This is a genomic window from Evansella vedderi, assembly GCF_030813435.1.
In the GTDB taxonomy this organism is placed as follows: Bacteria; Bacillota; Bacilli; order Bacillales; family Salisediminibacteriaceae; genus Evansella; species Evansella vedderi.
On the sequence record NZ_JAUSUG010000002.1, the window covers coordinates 248,971 to 273,045 of the forward strand.

General features: G+C 33.7%; 17 protein-coding genes. 2 read left to right on the top strand and 15 right to left on the bottom strand.

The window, feature by feature from the left end:
* Positions 1–47 precede the first annotated feature (47 nt).
* Complete coding sequence (locus tag J2S74_RS03500) at positions 48–290, bottom strand: 3'-5' exonuclease (RefSeq protein ID WP_307321879.1); 243 nt, start codon at positions 288–290, stop codon at positions 48–50.
* Positions 291–1,352: 1,062 nt separating this feature from the next.
* On the opposite strand from J2S74_RS03500, the gene J2S74_RS03505 reads away from it, so the two are divergent.
* A complete protein-coding gene (locus tag J2S74_RS03505; protein WP_307321882.1) occupies positions 1,353–2,165 on the top strand; it encodes a DNA-methyltransferase in 813 nt (270 codons plus the stop codon).
* A gap of 20 nt (positions 2,166–2,185) precedes the next feature.
* On the opposite strand, the gene J2S74_RS03510 is transcribed toward J2S74_RS03505, so the two are convergent.
* The 6 genes from J2S74_RS03510 to J2S74_RS03535 form a co-directional block, all read right to left on the bottom strand.
* On the bottom strand, positions 2,186–3,346 hold the full coding sequence (locus J2S74_RS03510) for a hypothetical protein (RefSeq protein WP_307321885.1): 1,161 nt from the start codon (positions 3,344–3,346) through the stop codon (positions 2,186–2,188).
* Positions 3,347–3,812: 466 nt separating this feature from the next.
* On the bottom strand, positions 3,813–5,495 hold the full coding sequence (locus J2S74_RS03515) for a DNA cytosine methyltransferase (RefSeq protein ID WP_307321888.1): 1,683 nt from the start codon (positions 5,493–5,495) through the stop codon (positions 3,813–3,815).
* A gap of 145 nt (positions 5,496–5,640) precedes the next feature.
* On the bottom strand, positions 5,641–7,416 hold the full coding sequence (locus J2S74_RS03520; RefSeq protein ID WP_307321891.1) for an AIPR family protein: 1,776 nt from the start codon (positions 7,414–7,416) through the stop codon (positions 5,641–5,643).
* Complete coding sequence (locus J2S74_RS03525) at positions 7,413–8,441, bottom strand: PD-(D/E)XK motif protein (protein WP_307321894.1); 1,029 nt, start codon at positions 8,439–8,441, stop codon at positions 7,413–7,415. Before J2S74_RS03525 ends, J2S74_RS03520 begins: the two co-directional genes overlap by 4 nt.
* Positions 8,423–11,227: a Z1 domain-containing protein gene (locus tag J2S74_RS03530; protein WP_307321896.1), complete on the bottom strand. Its 2,805-nt coding sequence runs from the start codon at positions 11,225–11,227 to the stop codon at positions 8,423–8,425. Before J2S74_RS03530 ends, J2S74_RS03525 begins: the two co-directional genes overlap by 19 nt.
* On the bottom strand, positions 11,227–12,720 hold the full coding sequence (locus tag J2S74_RS03535; RefSeq protein WP_307321898.1) for an ATP-binding protein: 1,494 nt from the start codon (positions 12,718–12,720) through the stop codon (positions 11,227–11,229). The genes J2S74_RS03530 and J2S74_RS03535 overlap by 1 nt, the downstream gene beginning before the upstream one ends.
* Positions 12,721–12,938: 218 nt before the next feature.
* On the opposite strand from J2S74_RS03535, the gene J2S74_RS03540 reads away from it, so the two are divergent.
* Positions 12,939–13,175: a hypothetical protein gene (locus J2S74_RS03540; protein WP_307321901.1), complete on the top strand. Its 237-nt coding sequence runs from the start codon at positions 12,939–12,941 to the stop codon at positions 13,173–13,175.
* Between the two features lie 94 nt (positions 13,176–13,269).
* On the opposite strand, the gene J2S74_RS03545 is transcribed toward J2S74_RS03540, so the two are convergent.
* The 8 genes from J2S74_RS03545 to J2S74_RS03580 form a co-directional block, all read right to left on the bottom strand.
* Positions 13,270–14,598, bottom strand: coding sequence for an IS3 family transposase (locus J2S74_RS03545; RefSeq protein ID WP_307321904.1), 1,329 nt, complete (start codon positions 14,596–14,598; stop codon positions 13,270–13,272).
* 149 nt (positions 14,599–14,747) lie between these two features.
* On the bottom strand, positions 14,748–15,506 hold the full coding sequence (locus J2S74_RS03550) for a protein NO VEIN domain-containing protein (RefSeq protein WP_307321908.1): 759 nt from the start codon (positions 15,504–15,506) through the stop codon (positions 14,748–14,750).
* Between the two features lie 18 nt (positions 15,507–15,524).
* Positions 15,525–17,951, bottom strand: coding sequence for a DEAD/DEAH box helicase family protein (locus J2S74_RS03555; protein ID WP_307321911.1), 2,427 nt, complete (start codon positions 17,949–17,951; stop codon positions 15,525–15,527).
* On the bottom strand, positions 17,944–18,270 hold the full coding sequence (locus J2S74_RS03560; RefSeq protein WP_307321913.1) for a nucleoside triphosphate pyrophosphohydrolase: 327 nt from the start codon (positions 18,268–18,270) through the stop codon (positions 17,944–17,946). Before J2S74_RS03560 ends, J2S74_RS03555 begins: the two co-directional genes overlap by 8 nt.
* Positions 18,271–18,387: 117 nt before the next feature.
* The gene (locus J2S74_RS03565) at positions 18,388–18,753 is read right to left on the bottom strand and encodes an HIT family protein (protein WP_307321916.1); all 366 of its coding nucleotides are present in this window, start codon (positions 18,751–18,753) and stop codon (positions 18,388–18,390) included.
* 25 nt (positions 18,754–18,778) lie between these two features.
* Positions 18,779–19,630 carry a GIY-YIG nuclease family protein gene (locus J2S74_RS03570; RefSeq protein WP_307321918.1) on the bottom strand — a complete coding sequence of 284 codons (852 nt, stop codon included), beginning with the start codon at positions 19,628–19,630 and terminating at the stop codon, positions 18,779–18,781.
* Positions 19,631–19,674: 44 nt separating this feature from the next.
* A complete protein-coding gene (locus J2S74_RS03575; protein ID WP_307321921.1) occupies positions 19,675–22,362 on the bottom strand; it encodes a phospholipase D-like domain-containing protein in 2,688 nt (895 codons plus the stop codon).
* A 29-nt stretch (positions 22,363–22,391) separates the two neighbouring features.
* The gene (locus tag J2S74_RS03580; RefSeq protein ID WP_307321924.1) at positions 22,392–23,906 is read right to left on the bottom strand and encodes a hypothetical protein; all 1,515 of its coding nucleotides are present in this window, start codon (positions 23,904–23,906) and stop codon (positions 22,392–22,394) included.
* Positions 23,907–24,075 lie beyond the last annotated feature (169 nt).

A 24,075-nucleotide genomic window follows, 5' to 3' on the forward strand; every position in this document is an offset into this window, starting at 1 on the left:
CTTCTTAACGGAAGACATGTAAAGGAGTTCATTTGCCCTTGTCATCCCTACATAAGCAATTTCCGTTCCTCCGAATCCATCGTCTCCTGATCATCCATATCATACATTCGTTCATTTGGAATGATACCTTCATTTAATCCTTTCAGAAAAATTACTTTGAATTCTAATCCCTTAATAGAATGCATCGTCACTAACTTTACTTTATTCGATTCAAAATTCGGTGTGGATGTATTCAAAATTTTACAAGGAATATTCGCTTTTTCTAAACCTACACTAGCACTCTCTATCAACCGCTTCTCCTTAGCTACAATACAAATCTCAGAAGATTCATAATCATTTAAAAGCGTATTAATTTCATTGATAACAAATTCAAGCTACTTTCCACTGTTTGTAAAGAAGCGATAGATCGGTAGGTGACCGTGACGATCTATCAAAGAGGGTTTTACAAAGTCCACATTGCTATTAATGTTTACGTCGTGCTCAATTAACCCATAAGCATAAAAGTATTCGCTCCTGCTCATATCGTAACCAATGCTAGTATAAAGTCCTCTGTAAGCATAATATGTAAAAAGGACCCTCTCTTGGTATAAGTGATATCGTCTAAAACAGCAACATACAGTAAGAAAGGATCCTTACTATGAAAGAGTTGGAAATATTTATCCTCTGTGATTCACTAGAAAGTTTTACTTAAGTACCTACACGGTTCCACTTAATGTCCTTGGTGGTAAGTGTAAAAGGTTTCTTCCACACTTACCACTAAGGTTCCATATTCTTTAATTACTTTTTTCCCACCCACAAAAATTTTCTCTAACATAAGGTACTAAATAACTTCCTATAATAACATCTTACTTTTCCAAAATTTATTATACAACACTACAAAATAAAAATAAAAATAAAGATTTTGTTTAATTTTCTATTTCCTAATCATCCATTTGTAAAAACCTATGATATAAATTGCAAACTATACTTTCTGTTTATTCCACGGGTGGTTACAGATCTGAAACTTCTTTTTATAAATTTAACGATCATCGTTACATTTTGCAATCCTCCAGTGGTGGTGACAGGTACTGTAAATTATTATAAATTTTTACGAATGACTTTCGTTAATATCTAGTTCATGCTCTTCATCCGTTTTCTATCTTCAAAGCATAACACTCTTTGCCCATTAGATATATCTACAAATACCAACGTCTCCAGTTTATAGTAGAATTCTTTTTCATTTATTTAATTTGTTCAACAAGGACCTACAAAAATTTTTTTGACATATATTAAGTATTCCTTGAATAGGACATACCTATTACATCATATTAATAGTAGAAAATATGATATAGGGGTGGGGGGAGAAATATAAAGTGAATTTCAAATTATTCAACAAAGATTCAACTATTAATATGAATGAAATAGAGACGGGAACAATTGACTTAATTGTTACAAGTCCACCATATTGGAATCTAATAGACTATAATCATGTCGACCAATTGGGAAAGGGATTATCTTATAAAATGTTCTTAAAAAAATTAAAGCAAAATTTATTTGAATGTATGAGAGTTTTAAAGGAAGATTCCTTTATATGTATCATAGTTGGTGATGTTAGAACAGGGGATTATAAACAAAATGGGCGTCCTAGAATTTACTCACTACAATCTAGTCTGATAGAATACTTTACTGAAGAAATGGATTTTGATTTGTTTCAACATTTCATATGGGAAAAATACGGGGTAAAGAAAGGTAAAGGACCTAATATTTACGGTTCAGTAGGAACTGGAAAAAACAAAGACAAAGCGGTTGCACCACTCCTCTATTCCGATTTAATAATGGAGCATGTTTTAGTATTTAGAAAGCCCGGAAAAAGAAGTAGAGGAACGATTGAAGAACGACTTTCAGATAAGGAGAATGTACTTATAAAGGAGGATTTGATTCAATGGCTTAACCCAGTTTGGAAGGTCCATTCCCCACCAGATGCCAATCATCCTGCTACTTTTCCTAATGAATTATGTAGGAGATTAATATCATTATATAGTTTAAAGGGGGAGATAGTTCTGGACCCGTTTGCTGGAACTGGTACTACTTTAGTTAATGCACTAAAACTTGGTAGATATGCATATGGATACGAAATCAATCCCCAGTATTTTCAAATTATAAAAAACAATATTAAAGTAAAGTAACTATTGATGCATCAGAATTATTATTGTAGAAAATCGTTCTCAAAATCCTGAATTTGATTCTTAATCTCAGTACTATTCTGATGTAAATTAAAATTACTTTCTCTCATTGAACCTATTAGATTCATCATTTTATTATTTAGCATTCGACTAATATCAAGTTCTTCACTGACCTTACTTGATACATATTCCAAGAAGGAATTATATTGAGTTGTTTTTAATTCACGGGTATTTTGTTGAGTATATACATCAAAAAAAGTAGGATACACAATATCTTCTAATTCATTAAATAAATCAGCAATAGGGATACCACTATCCAATATAACTTCTCTTTCTTTTTCAAAACAGAAGACTCTATTCCATTTTGGCTTGCCGCATTTGTATTCATCATTCCATAATGGTGTCTTTACATCTATATTAAATAAAGTACAGTATTCTTCTCTGCTCATTATGGGTCGTGTTATCTTACCAATAAACAACCCCTGCAATTTCCAATTTGGGTAAATAGATTTATATTTTTTCCAATGACTATTTATTTGTTGTTTTATTTGAAATTCTCCACCAAACTTGGCAAAAACAATTTTGTCACCTTTTGCTAAATCAAAGCTTGTTAAGTTGTTAGTAGGGCACCATATTCCACTTTTTTTAGCTGGTTGTACAGGGTATGTTTTGTAATCATGGTAAAAATTATTTACCTGACTTGTAATCCAAATTCTTTGAAAGTTTTCTTCTCTATTTTCCAGTTGTTTTTGTAAAAGCCTGTTAAAATTTTCAATTACAAAAGCCCTAAAATCTTCAATATCAATTTCATATATATCTACATTGGAATCATCCATTAATCCCTTGGGTAATATATCGTGTTTAAGGACTATAATACAACCATTCTCGTTCTTAAAATTTTGGTACTGCTTTTTGTGTTTATCCAATTTATGATAATCAAAAAGGGACGTAAGAAATTTCACTTCAGCAGGTCGCTTTTTCTTACTCCCTTCAATTAACATTTCATTGATATCTGGAAAACTTGTTTCTATAGGCATAATCCTTTTTACTTTACACATCTTTTTACTTAACAAACGTTTTCCTCGATAAAAAATCTGATATAAAAATAACTTTTCCTGTTTTGTTCTATATTCCAAATATTCATAAATAACTCTTTCTTGTAAAAAAGCTTTTGCCTTGGACAATACTATCACCCCCTATTTAATTTAGTGTTAGTATATCCAATTTCTAATAAATTCATATTATAAAATTTTATTCTTTTCAACTTTGCTAATAATTACTGTACCAACCTCTTCATTATCGTAATTTGCAAGAATTACTAACTCCATAGAAAATTGTTCGACAATCAGAAGTTCATCTTGATTTAGGTGTCGGATTAGAATTAGTATTCCAGTAAATTCACTGTGGTTAATGGTACTTTGGGTAGTTTGTCTGATAGAACAATGTGCTTTTCTCTAACGAAGAAGAATAAATCTCCTGGACGTTCTAGGGTTAGCTTTCTCCGAATCTTTTCTTCTTGGATGTATAGCTCCAACTCTTATTTAGATAGATTGGCGGGTGTCCATGCAGATCTATAAAGGATGGCTTTACTTTATTATGTAGATTAATCCAAATATTAAAGGGAGCTATATAGCCCCCTTGTTATAAAATTTATATAACATTCTCCTTATAATCATTTGTTATTAAATCTAATGCCTTCTTCTTAGGTCTTTTCCCCAAAGCTTTTAATACACTTTCAGCAACAAACCTCGCTAATAGTGGAGGGACAGCGTTACCCACTTGCTGATATTGTGCATCTTTCGTTCCTTTAAATATGAAGTTATCCTGAAAAGACTGAAGTCTAGCAGCTTCTCTAATTGAAACTGCACGATCCAATGTTGGATGAATCCACATCGACTTCCTTACATTTAAAACTGTTCCTGAAACACTGTTATAACTTAATCTCTTATATACCGTATTTTGTGTTCTGCTATGGTCAGTATATGTTGATTTTAGTTCATCATCTAGATCATGGAAATTCTGCCCTGGTTTCAATTTACGAAATCTCTCCATTGCAACTTCACGAGTATCCGTTATAACGTGATTATAGAGATATCCATCATTATTCTCTTTAAAATATTTTAATAGATTATTAAAACTCGGTATCACAAAGTTTTTAATAGGAATAGGAAGTGTATTTACGTTTGTACTTGTCTCAAATGTTTCTAAATCTCTTATTGCATCGTCTATTTTAAAAAAGTCATTCTTATCCGATAAAACTGATTCTGGTAAGGTTACTTTTTGACCTTTATATATAGACGTTTCCCTTACTCCTACAATAAACAGCCTTTTCCTATGTTGTGGGACTCCAAAATTTACTGAGTCTAGTATAAACCTATTATCTTCATTAATCGTATAATTTAAAGATTTTAATTTTTTTGTTACATATTCAAACACGTTATAGGTTTGGACTTCAATTATTATAGTTTCATTTTTTACCAATAGATTATTAGATATTTTATTATCAATCATTTCTTTGTATTTCATTAAAATTCTTTGTACTTCAATTACTTGCTTTAAATTGGAAATAAAATCATTATTCTGATCTCCACCGAGTAAAGATTTCAACTGAAGACTTAAACCATCCCATTTTTCTCTATATTCATCACACCAGTAAGAAGGATGTAAGTGATGCCATCTAGGTAATAACTTTTTTAAATAGTTGTAGTTAGATTCCTTACTTAAGTATTCTTTAAGATTTTTCTTTCGTAAAATAGTATTTAATTTTGAATATACAACTTCATCTAGTAGAAAAGTTTCGTTATATTTATCATCGTTAAGAAAACTTACAAGTGATTCTGTCAAATTTATCCTGTTTCCGATGACAATAGTTTCATCATTTAATTCAATATCTAAATATTCTAACTCGGAGTCATCGTTATCTGTTTTAAAGAATTTGTGTTTATCGGACCCCATAGTGTTTACATTTTCCATTACAAAAGCTATAGGTTTAAGTTTTTCTATTACTTTGATATATTCCTTTACTAATTGATTATTTGTAGATACTAGTGTATTTCTTTGGCGATTAGCATTTGAAAATCCTTGACATGGTGGTCCCCCAATTACTACGTTAACACCTATGTCATTTAACTCTTCAAACTGTTCTTCTTTTATATCTTTAATGTCTTTAAAGAAATAATCTCTTTTTAAACTAGTATGGTTTTTTTTATATGTTTCCCTAGCATTTTTATCTATTTCAACAGCAGCGACAACTTCATAACAACCAGTTTGTTCAAAACCTGCACTAAGTCCCCCAGCACCAGCAAATAAATCAATCACTTTATACTTTTTCATCGTGAATCCCCTCGAAAATTTAACATTTACAATTACCTTAGAATTTATTATAACATAAGAACTTACGTTCTTAGTACAGATTAGCATTGATATTAAGAAAAAAAAGACAGTGTCTTCCACTGCCTTTTTAAAAAGAGTTAGCATTTTACGGTGAGCTAGTATATTTCTCTTTTACAATTTGCTTTCGAATATCAATAGATTTTTCTTTATAAGTCTCCCAACATTCTCCCTTTTTACACCATTGAGTTATATTTGTACCTGCTACAGGAGGAGAAGTAATATGTTTCCAGGTATGTTGTGCAATTATTTTCAGTTTTTCTCTAATATCATTATCTACATTTTGCAACTTCCAAACCTTATCAAAATCAAACTTTTTCTCATAAATATAGGAGAGCATTGCTACTGTGTATGATACTACATTTGCTTTGTAACCGGGATAATCTAATTCTTTTACAATTTTGTCACACTCATTAAACAGAATTCCTTTGGAAACAACTCCCTTAAAGAGGTTACTATCAATATCAATTTTTTCTGTGTCTATATACTCAATAAACTTTTCAAAATTCGCTTCACTTCCTTTACTTACTACATGAGGTACTTGCTCCCAAGACATATAATACTTTGCTGTTTGTGTCTTGGTTAATACTTTACTTTTTGGATTTTGTTTTTGAAAAGCTCTTTTTTGAGCAGGGCTTGACTGCCTATTAACTTCCACCAAGTATTGACCACGGGCTCTCTCAAAAAACCATTTCTCTTCAGATTTTTTTCCTTTATCTAATGATGGTACCCAAGTTGTTCTTGATATATTTTCCAATTGAACAAGAGAAGGATGATTAGCTTTTAGATCAGACATTGATATTCGATTTTGCGTATTGGCATACTCTGAAATTCTTGAAGTAATACCATCTAAAGATTTTTCAGAGTTTATTACAGTAAGTTTAATTTGTATATAAACATCCTTTAAATCTATTTTTTCTTTGAGTGCGTTATATATTGAAGCTGTTGTCTGACCACCATTGACAATTTGCCATCCTTTCAAACTAATAATTTCGTATAAATTTCCTTCTTCAAATAATGGGTTTATATCGGCGCTCTCAGCGATAGTAGATATCCCGTTATTATATGCAACAAACATTTCACTTTGATCTTTTAAGGTATTCCGAATGCCTTTATTAACTTTCCCCCTTGCTTGGAGAAAGGAACGAACATTTCTTTCAATTAGACGTTGTCCCCATTTGGAATAAACATCAGCTAATAACTTTGCAGGTATATAACCAATATAACAATCAAAAAGGGAATTATTGGTTGACGGCACTTTCATGAGCTGCAGTTTATTATTAAAGTTTTTCTCAAAATCAATCTCGATTGTTTCTAACCCCTGTGTTTCATTAATTAACTGATACAATCTCTCTATATCCCATATTTGGTAATTAATAGGCGCCCCCTTAATTGGGTTTATTGTTTCATTTGCCTTGTATAAACTATTAGTTAATAAAAAATACTCTACATGCTTAAAAGTTTTTCCATACTCTTCATAAATTAACTGGGCAAGCGAATAATCTGGAGCTGTTTCTTCCAGACTACTAACCATCCCTTTAACGGCAGTATTAAAATATCTCACAACTCTCCTTATTGCTTTTTCTACATTCTTTTGACTGATAGACTTACCATATCTTACAGAATCGTACTCTGATACAAATAAAGTAAGTTTTTCTTTCTCCTCATTTAGAGAGTAAGCATTAACTTTAATACCAATTGCATGTTTCTTCCCAAATGTCTTTTCTACATTCTCGGTTATACCATTATCAGAGAGGTATTCATACATTTTCTCAGTAAAAATTTGTTCCCTATTTTCTAATGAATTTTCTACATCATTTTCAATTTCTTCTTTAAAACTATTTATAAATTCTTCTAGTTTCATGATACATGCTCCCTAAAAGTACTAAATAATTCATTCTCATCTATTTGGTATTCCGAACAACTTTCCATTAATATTTGATATTTAACATTAAAAACCCCTTGAGGGAGGGAAGAAAGATTTATATTAGGAAATCCATCTTCAACTCTATAACTTTGAACTTCAGAAATAACAAACCTTGTTTTTTCATACATTTCATAATGTACATGATGGTAGCCTGCCTGAAATAACTTTTTATTAAAAATGTCAATTCGGTTTGGATCCCCTTCCAACAAAACAAGTATTTCATTTATAACACTATTTAATGACTCCCCTTGCACTTTAGACTTCTCTATAAAATAACATTGTAAAAAAAGTTCCTGAAAACCTCTCAATTCTAGTTGATCTTCCTTTGATATCGATACCTTTAACGGCCTGGACATATTAGCGGTTTTTACTTCTACTCCAATTTCACCAAAATGAAAATCTGTCAGATCTTTATCCGGACCGTACCATGAATCTATTATGCCTTTACTTGCATCATTCTTTAAAAGAAATTGAATAAACTTAAGCTCACCAAAAAGCCCTTGTTGCTGCTCAATACTTAATCCTGTTACTTGATTCTTCACAAAGAAATTATGCCACTTCTCAAGGGTTCGTTTAATCTCAAAAAACATACTTTTAAAAGATGTTGTACTTAGTAAATTGCGGTAAATATCTGAAATCAATGCTTCATAAACTTCAGTTGCAGATGCCATTTGTTGTTCAAAAATGACAAACCACTCAATCTTATTCTTATAGGGATTTCTTAATTTCTTTTGATAGATTCTCAAACCATTCCAAACCGGTAATTTTTTCAAAGTTTGTTCGTCCAATACTCTAGGTACTGACATAATTAACATTCTTTTATGACTATTGGTTAATGCCAGAATCATTGATGAAAATACTTTCTCCTCCAATAGCCGAACCTTGAGTTTTTCCTCGGGAAGTTCCTTGTTAGTTGTATTTTCCTCTACTAACTCTTGAAAAATTAATCTAATTCTGTCCATAAGTCATCATCCTGTTCGACGGATTCATTTACCATATAATCAACCTCCGTATGAGAAAACCCACTTTCTGGGAATGAAATTGCAAATCCAATAGGATAGGTCTCTTTTTTGAAACTAAAATTATCTAACTTACAATGATCAATTGGATATAAAATTAACAATGCCTTCTTCGGGTCCCTTAAAGCCCTAGCCTCTTTTGCTGCTGCTATCCGATTTTTCTTGCCTTTGTTAGCATTAATAATAGCTTGAGCCCTGTCGTATTTTTCTTTTGTATAATCGAAGAATTCATGCCCGGATGATGTTAGTGTTTTTACCGATGTATAACCTTCCTTATTGTAGTTCTCAATCCCACTTCTTTTAACACCGACACCTATTTTTTTCCCAGCAATTTCAAAGCGTTCGTCACCATTATTTATTACAACAACCGTCCAATTAACTAGCTCCTCATCCTCCAATCTTTTACGTATATACTCAGCAAGACTTCTACTATTAGCTCTTGATGCAGAAGAGACAGTTTGATATTCATCTAAAAATTCTACAACTGTATCACCTTTAACTTTTTCCCAGACGTGATGTTTATTCGCTTTCTTCCTCACAATAATTTCAGTAGTGGTATTAGAAGTGTTTTCTTCTTGCAATCTATTTATAATACGCTCAAATGCTATGAAATTTCTCTTGAAAAATTCCTCTGAAGTAGTAGGGAACACAGTAGTCTGAATTAATTCATTACTATATGAGACTTTTACCTCTCTAGCAGATCTCATTTTCAATTGACTTGTAATGTACATTTGCGGATGGGATTGTATTTTTAATAAGAATTCATTTGGAGTTGCTTTTATTTTTGACATATACTCTAATTGTCCTCTTAATTCTTCGGTTGCTTCTGCAATATGCCTAAACCAGCGTTTAATTTCTTTAGTAGTATATATTCTGCATAAATCTAAAAATCCTTGACGATATCCAAACCATCTACCCATTTGCATTAATGTATCGTACATTTTACTGGCTCTTAAATAATAACTCACAGTTAAACCTTCAAGAGTTAACCCTCTTGACAGTTTGTCTCCCCCTATAGCAATTACATTCAACCCGGTTTCTTTATACTCTCCATATTCAAGTACATCTTTGCTATTTCCGTTAATTTCCTTAACTTTAATAGATTCTAATACACTCATTAATTCCCTTTCAATTTCTTCCCATGTAAAATCATAGCGCTTATCCCTATCAAAATGTGAAGGATAATAACTTCTAATTTCGGCTAGTTTTTCTGTACAATACTGTTTATAAAAGTGATATTGAAGTCCTTTATAGTGATACCCCTGTTTTTTACTATTTTTAACATTATTCTTTATATGGCGAAGTTCCTCTAATACAAGTTTGTATACTTTATGTTGAACATCAGTAAAACGTGTACCATGAATAAGCATAGAATTATGAACCGTTATTTGTCCCCTCAATCGTCTAATAGTTGTTGCTAGAATATAGGAATACATGGCCTCTAACAAGCAATCTGGGATCTCTAAAGGAACATGTTCTTTCTTATGTCCAATTGGTAGAAAATTCTCTTCATATTTAATCTCTTTTACGAGAGGAAGTTCTGTTTCTTTTTCTGTATCTAACATAAAGAATTCTGCTGGTCCGACATAATTTGAAGGTTTTGGTAGGTTAATAATAAAATCCTTTGGAAATAGCTCTTGGCCATGTGTTGCAGTAGTTGCATTTTGATTAATAAACACGTTAGCAAAAGGTGTCGCAGTATAACCTACATAGGCCTTTTGTTCAAACGTTTGATATATCTGTCTAATGTATGCATTTATTCTAGAAGGATCATAGTTTTCATCTATTTCGCCATTGTCCTTATATATTTCTGCGGTATTAACAGAAGCTTGATCCGCTTCGTCATCTATTATTAACAGTGGAATGTCCGCTACAGTTTTATGTCCAACAACATGATTCATTCTGGCTAATGGGCTATAATTCCTAAAATAATTTAATAAATTCTTTAGCACACTTGCATTTTTCTTTACGACAAGTAAAAAAGGTGTAGTAGTAGGCTGAACCCCTATACTACGAGCCTTCCTAGTACTGAAATCTCCTCTATAATCTCTTGAAGTTAAAGGGAATACTTCGTAAAAATTATCTCCTACTAATCTCCCAACTCCCAGTGCGTTACTATGAGAACTGGTTAAATCTAGCTTATCATGACTAGTCTCAAACCCTAAAACTTCTTCGTCAAGACGCATTTGAGTCTGACTTCTTAAATCATTATGCATTCCTGCAAGAACTATAATTAATTTAAAACCAGAATCTATCGCCTTGTTGATTAATGCAGTATAGTTTGCTGTCTTTCCAGACTGTACATAACCAACAATAAGACCTCTTCTATCATATTGTCTCCCTTTTACGGTTGGGTCTTCAAGCAATTCTAAAATAGAATCAGTCGTATCGTCTATAGAATCTACTACAGTTGGAGGCCAATTCTTTACCTCTGTTAAATATCGTTTATACCTATTCCAGTATTTCCAGTTCATTACGGTTTTCTTAACATTTAACCAAGGTATGTGCTCCTTATCTTCACCATTAAGTAGTACACTTTTTATAGACATGGTTATATTTAAACTTTTTTTTAGGTCTTCTTTCAACGATAGGATTTCGTCTTGACTTACCGGAAATACAGCAGTTGCCTTTTTAATCGCTACTTCTATCTCGTAATTTATATCAATATTATCCTCTTTAATCGTTTGAGCTAGAATTCTAAGTGAGGTTGAACGGGCGTCCTGATACATTATATCTCCTCCAAATATTTTGCAATTAAATCCTGAATACTTTCTTTCTTATACTGCTTAAACGTATCATAGTTAAGTACCTGTTCTATGATATCTGGCTTTTCATATTTTAAATCTAAGAACATCCTTACTAACATATTCATTCTTTGACTATCTTCTATAGTTATTTTTTCAAGTTTTTCATCTTTCTCTATTTGGAAAGTATTATACCTAACTATATTTGCTGGTGAATATTCCTCTACATGAAATAGATAGTAATTTAATTTATCTTCAATCTCTTTATTACTGCTAATTAGGTCCTTTAATAAAGTATGGTTTCTATTTAATTTGAAAAGAGTTTTATTACGCCTAGTGATTTGCTCCCAAACATGCTCAATATTTGTTTTATTGTGCTTTTTAACGATACTTTTAGTACCTCTGTGATAAAAAACTTCATGTGAGCGTTCTCTTACTTTTTCTGCTACACGTTTAAGTAAGGAGATAATCTCTTGTGGTGGTTTTGCATGTGATTTTTTTATATCAATCTGCCAATTAAAATCTGACTTATTAGTAATATCAACCTTAATTCGTGCTAGTTTATATGCTTCTTCACGACTAAATAAATGTAGCCAACTACCTGCAACTAACAGACGTTTATTGCGATAGACATAGAACCCTTGCTGCTCTAACCAACCTTTCGGTCCTGCATACTCTTCAAAAGTTCCAGTAGTTATTTTAGTATGATGAGGCAATACAAAAGGTTGTATTGTTATAATATCATCACCTACTCTTTGTCTTTCTTCTGGTAATTCTTGAGTAGCAAGTTCTTTTGAAAGATAAGGGTCCCAAGGTAGAACTTTATTGCCATTAAGAAATAAATCTATTTTCTGAACCCCCTCTAAGAAGCAGTGAAAAACCATTGAAAGGTGATTTTCAACATCTCTAATGCTATTATAAAATTTATTTATCTTTCTTCTAGAATATGGCTGGTCTATTACACGGTCTAAAACCTCAATTAATACAATTGTCCCTGAATCAGATTCAATATCACCAAGGAGTTCCTCCGACTCATGGTTAAATGGTACTTTTAATAATGACCAATTATTAGTATCTTTAATATAATCTAAATCCCAACAACGTACATTTTCAGATCCAGACGTTTCTTTTGTTTTTACAGTTAATCTTTTACCTAAGGAGAAGGATGCTGTTTTTAATCCCATTCCAAACCTTCCTAGTATCCTGTTTTCTCTATTATTAAGAGGGTTTTTTGAGCCTATCTTCATCGCTTGTACAAGCGTATTCTCATCCATACCGAAACCGTTATCTTCAATTCTAATATAATTAACTTCTTCCTCAGTCCAGATCATGTCTACTTTTATAATTGTTGCCTTAGCGTCGATACTATTATCTATTATGTCAGCGATCGCTGCTTCTATGCTATATCCAATTGACCTTAGTGATTGAATAACAGCCGTCGCATCAGGTAGAATAATTTCATGATTTTCATTTTTCATTTATATCACCACTTTTTTTCTTTCTAACATAATTATAGAGGATTACTTTAAATTTGTATTTACCAAATTACTGGGTTTTGAGATAAATGTAATTAGATTAACAACGTCTTCGACAATACATTACAATATCCTTCTAAAATTTTACATATTGTCTGATTATTATAAAAAAATCTGATAAAATTAATTAGTAAATAATATGAATAATTGGAGGGAATTAAGTGGCATTAATAAAAAGTAACAATTTAAGAAGAAGCAACAAAGAAAGAAATCTTGTACACAAAGAAGTAGATGCTAGTTATACAACATTTAATAGCACTGGGGAGAAATATTTCCAAATAGATACATACGGTTCTAATGACCGAAAATTCCAAGGGAAAATTAGTCAATCAATACAGTTTAATAAGGAGACAGCAGTAGATTTAATAACTATATTAAGGAAAGAATTTAACATTTAATGAAACTGATTAATAAACTACCCTATAAAATAAATAAGAGTGTGAGTTATCTTATAAACTGGTACCCATGTCAAGGACACTATAAAAAAAGAGATTAAGCAACTAGAAGATGATTCCTATATTGAATAGGGGTCATCTTTTTTAAGTTCCACTGATATCGATAATTGTTATAGTAATTCATGTAATGATTGATTTTCTTCTTTAATTCTTTCAGTGTACTAGCCGATTGATAGTCAACTTCATCTTTTAAATGACCAAAGAATGACTCCTGAGGGGCATTATCCCAACAGTTTCCTCTCCGAGACATAGATTGGCCTAAACCATATGCTTTTAATAACTTTTGATATCTTGGACTAGTATAATGGCTCCCCTGGTCAGAGTGGACAAAGGCCTCAGGGTGTAGACTGATTTCCTTGTTGTTGATTAATTTATGGATCGTTTGAGTAGCGATATCTAAAGTGATACGATCAGAAACATGATAAGCTAATATTTCGTTTGTGGAAGCATCTTTTACGGTCGACAAATAAGCCATACAATTACTGTTATATGGCAAATAAGTAATGTCCGTTAATAGTACTTTTCCAGAAACCCCTTGCTTAAATTCTCTATTTAACTTGTTTGGTACGACTTGATGTTCCTTTGTTGCTTTAGCAATCTTTTTATAAGGATTCGGCCTTCTATGTGGGCAAACAATTTCATATTTCTTCATGATCCTTTGTATTTTTTTACGGCTAAAGTTAATCTTATATTCATTCTCCAATGTCATTTTAATGGAGCGTGAACCTTTCTTATATCCCCGACGATTGAATGCCTTTAATATCATCTCTTTTGCTTCTAGGTCTAATTTTTCTCTTACTTCTCGGCTATCGGATGCCTTTAGATAGCTATAGTATCCAGATCGGGAGACCCCTAAAAGTTCACAAAAATACTTGGTCAAATGTTTAAATTGATTCTGCTCAATGGTCTCATAAATTAACTGAAATACACTACTCGAATCTAGGTTTTCGCTTGCGTTTAACAGCCTCCTTTCTGTCGCTTCTAGCTTTTTTAACAGCTCAACCTGTCCCTCTAGGATCTTAATTTTTGCTTCTTGCCTTTCAATTATTTCCGACTGAGATAGGTCTCTCTTCATTGACCTACCAGAAGCTCCTTTCCTTGTATCTGTTAACCCAATTAACCCATCCTTTTCATATGCTTTCTTCCACCTGTAGGCAGCTTGTTCCATTCGTTTCGTCCCTAGAATAGCCAAGTCAAAGCCATTCTCCTCAAAAATTTGACGAGGGAATTTGCCAGTTAAGTACTCATCCATAAATCGCTTCTTAAAATCATCGGTATATGTAATGGCTAAATTACTAACACGAAGTACATTAGGATTCTTTTGAAGTATTTTTATCTCTTTAGTAGAAAATGTAATCTTGCTCATAATATTCTGTTCCCCTATTCCCATATCTTAAAATTCAAGTATATAAAAAAATACCTGTAGATTAAACACTCTTTTTCAAGTGTCCTATCTACAGGTACCATTTTATTATACTCACACTCTTATTTATTAAGACCACTAAATATATTTTATTAAATAGATTCCAAATCCTTACTTTTTATATTCCAATTAACAGCAACAACCTTAGTAATTGCTTTTGTTGGAGATAAATTATTGTAGGGATCAATAACTAATCTAATATTCGGATCACTAAATACATTACTTATTAACACAAGTATATAATTATTTCTTAGTTGCTTTGCTACTGTCCATTCTTTATCGGTAAAAGTGATTCCACCTTCTTCAGAGGAAAGGCCTTTTACTTCAAATACAATATCTTGTTTATTAATTTTAAAATCATATCCACAACCGTCATCTCTAGTATCTATGAGCTCACCATTATATTCACCCAAAAATCCTTTTTTATAAAAATTAATAAATAGTTTTTCTGCCTGCTTACCAGTAACTCCTCTAAGATTATATGACCTAATACTTTCTCCTTTATCTTCATCCTCTAATATACTAAGTATTTCATAGTTATTTTTTTCAAACAAAATATCTCTAACAATTTCAGTCAATCCATCCTCACTAATATTTGAGAATTTTTCAAATATCTCTAAGCTACTTTTAGATAATTCCTTTTGATACCAACCACTTCTATTATTATCGTTTAAAGAGTCAAAATCATCTCGCCTATTTTTTATTGAATTAGGGCTATAACCAAACTTTCCTCCAATATCTTCATAAGCACTTCTCCAGGTAGAATAATTTAAACTTTCTAATGCTTTTCTATCATATTTAGACAAGTAAAATGCAACTATAAGTGCTTTTTTTTGGTTATTTTTCATCATACCACCATCCCTCTTAAATTATCGAGACTTTCTCTCAAAATACCGATGCAACCTATACTCACAAATCTCCTTCGTCCATTTGCATAAAGTTTCATTATGTTCCTCTACCACATCAAAGGTAGGTTTAAAGATACCGTCTTCGTAGGAGAGTAACCCTTTTGAACTACCGCTCCATTTGGTAAGTGGCATGGTGGAAATGAGTTTTGCTACTTTGGCTTCATCGTAATCCCATAGGCTTTTGCCTTGTCTGTCAGAGAAATCAATTCGTTTTCTATATTCCTTTTCCGTAAGGTAACGGTGGAAATATGGGGCTGCATCTACAGCTGTTAAGGGGTCTAGCCACCTTTCCAGTCCTCTGCTAAGCATGTAGGATAGAACAACCATTTTATAACTTTTAGCCATTCCTGTTCTCTCCACTTCCCTTAGCCAAGTCTCATATGTTTTAAATACTTCCTCTTCATGGGCACTTAACTCCTCCGCCCAATACAAAAATCCAACATAGGATTTGAATTCTTGATAGTACTCAACGGAATTGGCATTCCCATGTAGATGAAGTTCTAGGTAAGTGGGTCTTCTTCCAATTTCTTGATTCAAGGAAAAATATGCATGCCGTAATTGTTCTTTACGTGGCTGACGCTTTTTACGTAACTCCTCTAAAAGGTTAATAACCTCTAAATCGAAATCGAGTATACAGTTTTCTGGTACTTGTGGAACTAATTCCCCGCTTTTCTTCCGTTCCTCTTCTTCTCTTGAATCCAATAAGCTTAACTTGTTATCGGCATTTCGATAGTTACCAATAAAATCAATAATGGTACAAAAGTTTTTCCCGTCAAACAAGCGCAGTCCACGCCCAACTTGTTGTGTGAATATCGTTAATGACTCTGTCGGACGAACAAATAGCAGGGTATCTAATGAAGGAATATCTGTACCTTCATTAAATAAATCTACTGTAAAAATAACTTCTAATTGACCTTCCTCAATCATCCGAATGGCGTCTGCCCTGCTGTATTCACTCCCTTGAGAATGGAGGCTGGTGGCTGCAACTCCCTTTTTCTTAAAATAATTTGCTAAGAAGTTGGCTTGCTTGATAGAGGAACAAAAGGCTAGCGTTCGGGTTTGCTTATGTTTTTTCCAGCTATCAAGAATTTTTTCCGCCATATCATCACGTAGCTGAACAGCTAGGAGCTCCTCTTCATCATATCGGGTTCCTAACCAGGTAATTTGTGAATAGTCCGTTTCGTCATAAACACCTATATAATGGAATGGCGTTAACCATTTCCGTTGAATGGCTTCAATAAAGTGAAGCTGATAAGCCACATTTCCATCACATATTCCATAAACATCTTTACCATCCATACGATCGGGGGTTGCCGTAATTCCTAAAAGAAAATCAGGCTGGAAATAATCCAACACCCGTTGATATGTTTTGGCCGCAGCATGGTGGAACTCATCCACAACAATAAGATCGAAGCTGTTCTTATTAAACTTCTCCAGATGCCTTTCATTTGCTAGCGTGAAAATCGATGCAAAAACACAATCCACTTCGTGTTCTTTATTCGTTCCATTATAAATCCCAAAGGAACGCTCTGGCATGATGTGCTGGAAAGACTGCTTCGCCTGCTTTAATATTTCTTCACGATGGGCAATGAATAACACTCGGTCATAGTTTTGGGCAAAAAATCCTGCTAAGTATGTCTTACCTAGACCGGTTGCCATAACACACATTGCTTTATCGTATCCTTCTTCTTGAACCGTTTCCAATGCTTCGAGAGCTTCAATTTGTGCATGCCTCGGAGAAATAGGTCCATAGCTTTCTTTAAATTCCTTAACAACAGTTGTTCCTTCCTTAGTCTCTGTTTTCGGAATCATTAGTTCTATCTCTTCTGATTTTGTCCAAATTCGGATAAGCTCTGGATTTTCCCGATGGTACTTGTTATATTCTTCTTCATAATGGAGAATCGTTTCTCCGTTAACCGGTACTGTCTGTTCATGTAAAAAAATCTTCAAGAACTCATCTAAAGCTTTTTCGTATGTATCAATAGATGCCTCTGATTCCATCTTAAGATTCCATTCAACTCCATGGGTTAAAGCAGATCTAGAAAGGTTAGATGAACCGACAATTAAGGAACCATCTTGATCTCCATATTGGAATAAATAAGCCTTCGGGTGGAAGGATCGACCATTACTTTTAAATAAACGAACCTCTATTTTTTCACTAATGGCTGTTATTTTCCTTAATGCATCTGGTTGTGTCACAAACAAGTAATCACCAGTACATACCTTCACTTCAGCCCCACGGTCAATCGCTTGTATAAGTGCCTTCTCAATGACATCTACCCCAGACTTCATTACAAAGGAGGTTAAGATATAGATAGAGGCTGATTTATTAATGGACTCTACTAATTCCTCTACTAACGACTCTGTAATGAGGGTAATCTTACTCATCTTCCACATCAATCAGGAATATCCGCTCCTGAAATCCCCCACGTTTATTCGCTTTCTCTTCACGCACCTTATCAACTTCCTCAATGGTAGATCCATGTACTCTCGCTAGGGCATGAACAATTTCCATGACATCAGCCAGTTCCTCAATGGCTTGTCCATCATCTAATGTTGCCTGATACTCCCCTACCTCTTCAGCCAATTTTAATTTTAATTCTTTTATGTATTCTTCTTCATCTAGGTTCCTCGTTCTAAAAGACTTACCAGTTGCCTCAATGACGTTTGGAATTTTATCTCGAACAAGTTTATTATAAGTTGGCATCACAGATCTCTCCTCTAATGTATATATTTAACATTTTATCATATTAGAGTATCTAGTACGAAGGATACCTAAGAATAAGATAAATAAAAAGTCCTATGAAGGGACACTTCATAAGGACTAATATTTTTGCTTATTTGGAATTACTCCCCGGACACCTCCACGTGGGTCCTCCATGTCACCTTTATATCGAGGAATTAAATGGACATGGACATGGAAGATGGTCTGTCCAGCTGACTCTCCACAGTTTATACCAATGTTGTAACCATCAGGTTGATATTTTTCCTCCAGTAACCTCTTACCTTCTTCTAAAAGCGCATTGAACGCCGCCCTCTCTTCCAAGGTGGTTTCGAAAAAATCACTTACATGACGTTTAGGTAGAATGAGAAGGTGACCTTTATTTACTGGGTATTCGTCAAAAATGGCAAAAGCATATTCGTTTTCTACTATTAATTCCAGTTCTTCGCAAAAAGCACAGTTATGCATTATTAACTAATCCCTTCGATTTGAATTACCCTTGTCTCTTTAGTTCATCTAGAGTAAATCCCTCTTCACTCTTCCACTCTGTCCAACCGTTTGCCCTTCTTGCAAGTACACAAGCCGCTGCAGCACTTGGCGAGTTAAAGATATGGTTTTCTCTAAACTTCAAAACATTATTTTCTTGTATCAAAATGTTCTTCTCGATTAATTCTCTTCTTGCGTTTACCACCCAAGGACCTGCAGAGGATACTGCTTCTAGGTTACAAATAGAGTTTTTAAGGACAACAAATCCTTCGTCTGTATACTCTCCCCGGGCATTAGCATCCTTTCCTTTACAATAAAACAACTCCTCCGACGTTTCATTAGCCACTCGTTCAAAGATTGGATAGCCCAAAGTAGATAATAGTGTTTTCATTGTATCGTAGTTGTCCATGAGATCAGCTACAACAGGCTCCGACAGCCATGACTGGGTCGGGGTATTACCATTCACCACTTTATATCGTCCAATAGACATTGCTTCTCTATAACAATGGGCTTCTAAAAACTTCACATGAGATTTAGTAAAGCTATTTGTTTTTGAAACTGCAACAATGGCTACATTCCAAAAATCCTTGTTTGCATCTTTATTGTGTTGTTTTAAACGATCGTAACAATTTTCTGCTTCTCCGATGTAGACATTTGTTTTATTATCTACTTCATCTCGCCCAAAGAGAAAGTACACTCCAACATTCTTTACTTCCTCACGATTGCCTATTTCCGTTAGCTTATTCCTTGGTATTAAGATTTCTTGAACAATTCGTGTTGTCACTTCCGCTATTTTTACACTGGTAGGAGAACCATCCGGCATGTAAATTTGAATTGTTTTACCTAAAATATGGCTCATAATTACCTCCTTGTTCTTATAAGATAATGTATGCCGCTAGCTTATCAATACTTTAATTTGAAATCTTTAGCCATAAACTCACTATTCCCCCGTTCAGCTGCAGTAATGAGTTTAGGAACAGTTACGTAATCTTTCTGATATTCCATCTTATTTCCATTATGGTATTCATACTTTGTTTCTAGACTTTTTTTATCTTTTGAGTAAACTAATACCAACCTGTTTAGCGAACCATCCTGCTTATTATTATGGAAGGTAATTGTGAATTGGGTCTTATCGCTCCATTCCATCACATTAAGCATGGATGTTAATAATGTAAGCTGTAACATATTGAAAGGCCCACTTAAATTAAGTTCTGTTTCGATGTGTAAGTTCGCTTCACTATTCGTTAGGTTACCGTGAAAATTAATATTGGGATTCTCCCTTATTAGCTCTTTAAAATGCGTTAAAGAATGGAAATCAAATAATTGCTCCAGCCTGTTACGTAATTCTTTTTCTTTTGTTTCATAATCTAGCTTTGCCATATACAAAACGATTTGCTCCAAATAACGATCGTATTCATACCTGATAGGTGCTACATGTTCATGAATCTCTTTGAGGGCTATACTAATTTTCTTACGACTGTGTCGTCTATCCATCATATCGTCCCCTTCTTCTATCACCTTTTCCTGTAACAATAAGGAAGCTAGTAATAGAGGAACGATATTATTCGATTCTAAGAGTTTCTCAGAAAGGGTGCTCTTTTTTCCATAACGAGTAATTGCATTTGCTATTTGTAATAAATCATTTATCGTTTCTTGTTTCTTCTTCAATAACTTCTTGTTGAGTACAAGTTGTTTCTTAAAGTCGGCTGTTTCCTCGTAAACTTGTATTATCTTACTTATTTCACGCGAACTAAAATTCATCAGGAAGTGAGCATAGATGGTGGCATTTTTAATTAAAACTTCCGCTTCGACCTTTTCCATATAAGCCGGTGAGGTAAGTCCTTTTAAAAACTTTTTCCTGAAACGATCCATCCTCTTCATCACATGGTTCATTAATTGAATAGTCGGTTCACCTGTATTTCCATTGTTTTTCGGAGTATATTTCGGTGTAATTCTCTCATTAGAAGCTCCACTAGCTAGTTGATACTGACTTAATAGGGCACTAATTAAGTCGGATAATACATCTTTCCCCTTAATGACACCGTATTTCTCGGTATGCCCCTCTTCTGATAAATCATAATAGTCATCTTCATTATTACTGACTTCTATATCTTCGTCCTGTAACTCTGCATTATCATGTATCGTGGAGGTACTCGTATTTTCTTCTCTCTGTTTCATCATATCTTCTTCATCTAACACAAGACGTTGGTAGAGATCATTTAACAAGTCAACCACGTTTTGATAATCTCGGAGTTCCGGATCATCCTGTACTTTACGATATGGCTTTCCTATTTGTTGAGTAAAGGTCAAATATAATTTATCCCAATCTTGATACCATCCCTGTACCTCAAATTCTCCTATCTCTGTCATTACTGTGATTCCGAAGATTATATTGGTATTTATCGGCTTGGAGTTCCATGTAAAAAAATACAGTTCGCCCATCTGCTTTACAAATTGACCTTCTTGCTTATTTATAAAGACAGCATTAATCTCCTCTGAGCTTTCTAATACTACTTCAAGCTTTTCTTCGTATACAGCTTCTCGGAAAATTACGGGACACTTATTGCTTACTGGCTCTTCCTCCACCTCTTCCCGTTTAAAGTCTGGTGAGAGCGGACCGACCTGAACCTTTTCGTCTAAGAAGCTCTGAAACTCATTACTAGAATTCTCTTCGAACATAATCGCTTCCATATTACCATTTTCTGCACTGGACAGCATTGCCTGTTTACTACAATTAGCACTTCCATATACGACATAACCTTTTTGTTCCCCTTCGAAGTGAAACACCTTTCCGTGATAACGGGGCTGCTGTTTAGCGTGGAAATGAAACTCCTTTAATTCTATAGCGCTACTTTGATCTTTCTCCAATGGAAAATTGGATGTTTCATTTTGAAGTAAAAATTCAACTTTCACATCTGGATAGTTCCTTAACCATCTATCCATAACCATTAATTGTTGATCAAAATAGGGAGCTATAACACGTATTCTCTTTATATCGTCAGGCAAAAGAGCTTCTAATTGGTCCATAATTGGTTGTCGTACATTGGATAGGAACATTGGAAATTCCTGATTTCGATCTTCAAAGTCTCCCTTTGACAAATAGGAAAACTTTTCTGCCTCCGATAACACATGCAACATATACCTTAATTGATTACGAGAATAAATGGTTCGAAAAAAATCATAAGTAGCTCTAATGATAGACAAAGAAGCCATATTCCCCTCATCTATTTTGAAGACATTTCCAACCTCTGCGTTTTTCAACATGCCTGCAGCCGTTAAATTACTACTTGTAACGATGACCTTGGCTTTTTTGTCACCTAATAGTAAATAAATCTTCGGATGGAAAGCACCAGTAGTGGGAACATGCTGTACCAAATAACTTCTTCCAAGATCACTGAGCTTATATCCATCCTGATAATTCTCCATCAGCATTCCATGATCCGTAAATATACCAATATGATGACAGCTATTGTCTAGGAGGGTACCTAATACTGTTTTTTCAAAAAAACTTAGATCAATGGAATACGTACTAAGCAAAGCCACTTCATATCCCGGTTCTCTCAACTCATTTAATATATCTATATCTCTCATGATTTCCTTCCCCCAGATTCATCATTGGATTACTCTTGGTCCGAAATAAACCCTAAGTCACCCAAAATAGACAAGCCTTGATTTACTCGAAACACATTAAAGGCCGGACTGTCACTGTGAATAAACCGAAGCTTCCCTTCATCCTCTACGAAATGGTAAGTCTCATTCCTAGTTGTTATCAATTTCCTTAATGCGACATTTTGGTGTTGGTTTAAAATATAGTAAACAATTACTTTTTCTATTAACTCGCCAACAGATAGATCATTAAAACGTTCCGCTTCATAGAACCATGTTTCGAAAGAGATGTTTTCTCTCTTACCTAAAGTTAAGAATCCTTTATGAAGATCATTAAAATCCTCTCTATTAGTTAATCGCTTATACACGTCTAACAATACGAGTATGGGGTACCAAACCCTTTTGTTAATCTCCATGGTTTCTGAGTTCATTTCATCGATATACCGTTCTCTATCTTCAAATTTAAGCGGAATATATTGTTCCATGACTTCTTTTACCGATAAGTCAAAAGGTATCTCTACTTCCATTAGTTCATCATGTATCCTTGAAAGTAGTTGTTCTCTAGAAGAGGGACGACGAGCTAACAAATCTAAGACGAATGACCAAATTGACTCTAAACTATAAGTGAAATACTGTCTTGCTTGGTAGATCTCCCATCCCTTAGCAACTCTCGAGAATTTATCTGGAATGGCTTGTTGAAATTCTCCTTTACTAGAAAAAACTTCATACATATAATAACGCCAATTTTTTCTAGATAAAGAGGTGGATTTTGCTTGCTTCAAAATATGTAAATAATAATGTAAAGATTCTTGACGAAGCTGCTCTGATATATGCTTTGGATCTGTTGGAATGAATAAGTTCCGTAGAATAAGTTGGTCCTTCGCTTGGGGAGAATTCAGTCTTGATAACCCAGCTATTTTTCCATACTCCCTAAGTACCTCTTTTGGAACTTCCTCTTCTGATAAACGATACTTTTGATAGTACACCGTATGTTGAATCGTTTCTTCGAAAGCTTCTGCTAATTCTTTACCTGTTTTTCGTATCAAATCTAGTTGTACGTTTTGCTGATCACTTTCCTTAATCAGACCAATGGTTTTCATTACGTTCCGATAAACGCTATAGCCTCCAAACGTATTCTTTAAATAATCTGTTCTAAGTGGAACGATATCTTGGCATTCATTCCATACCTTTAAGGCAACCGTTACACCCATCACTTGATTAGTAGATTTCCCTCTTTCTTCCGCATCCGCTATATTGGCAAGAACATAAAACCATTCCTGCCGCTTCAAATATTTCTTAAATTGTTCTAGGGATTTATCCGAGTGATTTTGAATAAAATCATGTAACACCCAAATGAAAAATGACCAATACCTCGCCCTAGGTGTAATGGATGTAACACCTGATTGCAACGTATCAGCAATAAGAATAGAAACAAATTTAATCCCTAGGTGGTCCTCTCCTTTTACGTTGTTATATTGTGTAGAAGTCCATTTAGGACCATTAAATGAAATCTCTTCTGTAACAGACATTTTGCATTCTCCTATTCTATGAAGTACATGTATACTAATCTTTTGTTTCCATTTTAAAATTTCCATTTTTAAGGTAGAAAATCCTTCATAAATCTTTTATTTAGTAAAGGATATTATGGTTAATTATAACCTTCTGCTTATTCGTTGTACCGTATCTACAAAAAAACAT

Bases quoted from the DNA above. Each gene is read 5' to 3' on its own strand.
- J2S74_RS03525 (WP_307321894.1), bottom strand. From the start codon at position 8,441: ATGGACAGAATTAGATTAATTTTTCAAGAGTTAGTAGAGGAAAATACA.
- J2S74_RS03545 (WP_307321904.1), bottom strand. From the start codon at position 14,598: ATGAGCAAGATTACATTTTCTACTAAAGAGATAAAAATACTTCAAAAG.
- J2S74_RS03535 (WP_307321898.1), bottom strand. From the start codon at position 12,720: ATGAAAAATGAAAATCATGAAATTATTCTACCTGATGCGACGGCTGTT.
- J2S74_RS03565 (WP_307321916.1), bottom strand. From the start codon at position 18,753: ATGCATAACTGTGCTTTTTGCGAAGAACTGGAATTAATAGTAGAAAAC.
- J2S74_RS03515 (WP_307321888.1), bottom strand. From the start codon at position 5,495: ATGAAAAAGTATAAAGTGATTGATTTATTTGCTGGTGCTGGGGGACTT.
- J2S74_RS03520 (WP_307321891.1), bottom strand. From the start codon at position 7,416: ATGAAACTAGAAGAATTTATAAATAGTTTTAAAGAAGAAATTGAAAAT.
- J2S74_RS03575 (WP_307321921.1), bottom strand. From the start codon at position 22,362: ATGAGAGATATAGATATATTAAATGAGTTGAGAGAACCGGGATATGAA.
- J2S74_RS03580 (WP_307321924.1), bottom strand. From the start codon at position 23,906: ATGTCTGTTACAGAAGAGATTTCATTTAATGGTCCTAAATGGACTTCT.
- J2S74_RS03555 (WP_307321911.1), bottom strand. From the start codon at position 17,951: ATGAGTAAGATTACCCTCATTACAGAGTCGTTAGTAGAGGAATTAGTA.
- J2S74_RS03530 (WP_307321896.1), bottom strand. From the start codon at position 11,227: ATGTATCAGGACGCCCGTTCAACCTCACTTAGAATTCTAGCTCAAACG.
- J2S74_RS03560 (WP_307321913.1), bottom strand. From the start codon at position 18,270: ATGCCAACTTATAATAAACTTGTTCGAGATAAAATTCCAAACGTCATT.
- J2S74_RS03570 (WP_307321918.1), bottom strand. From the start codon at position 19,630: ATGAGCCATATTTTAGGTAAAACAATTCAAATTTACATGCCGGATGGT.
- J2S74_RS03550 (WP_307321908.1), bottom strand. From the start codon at position 15,506: ATGATGAAAAATAACCAAAAAAAAGCACTTATAGTTGCATTTTACTTG.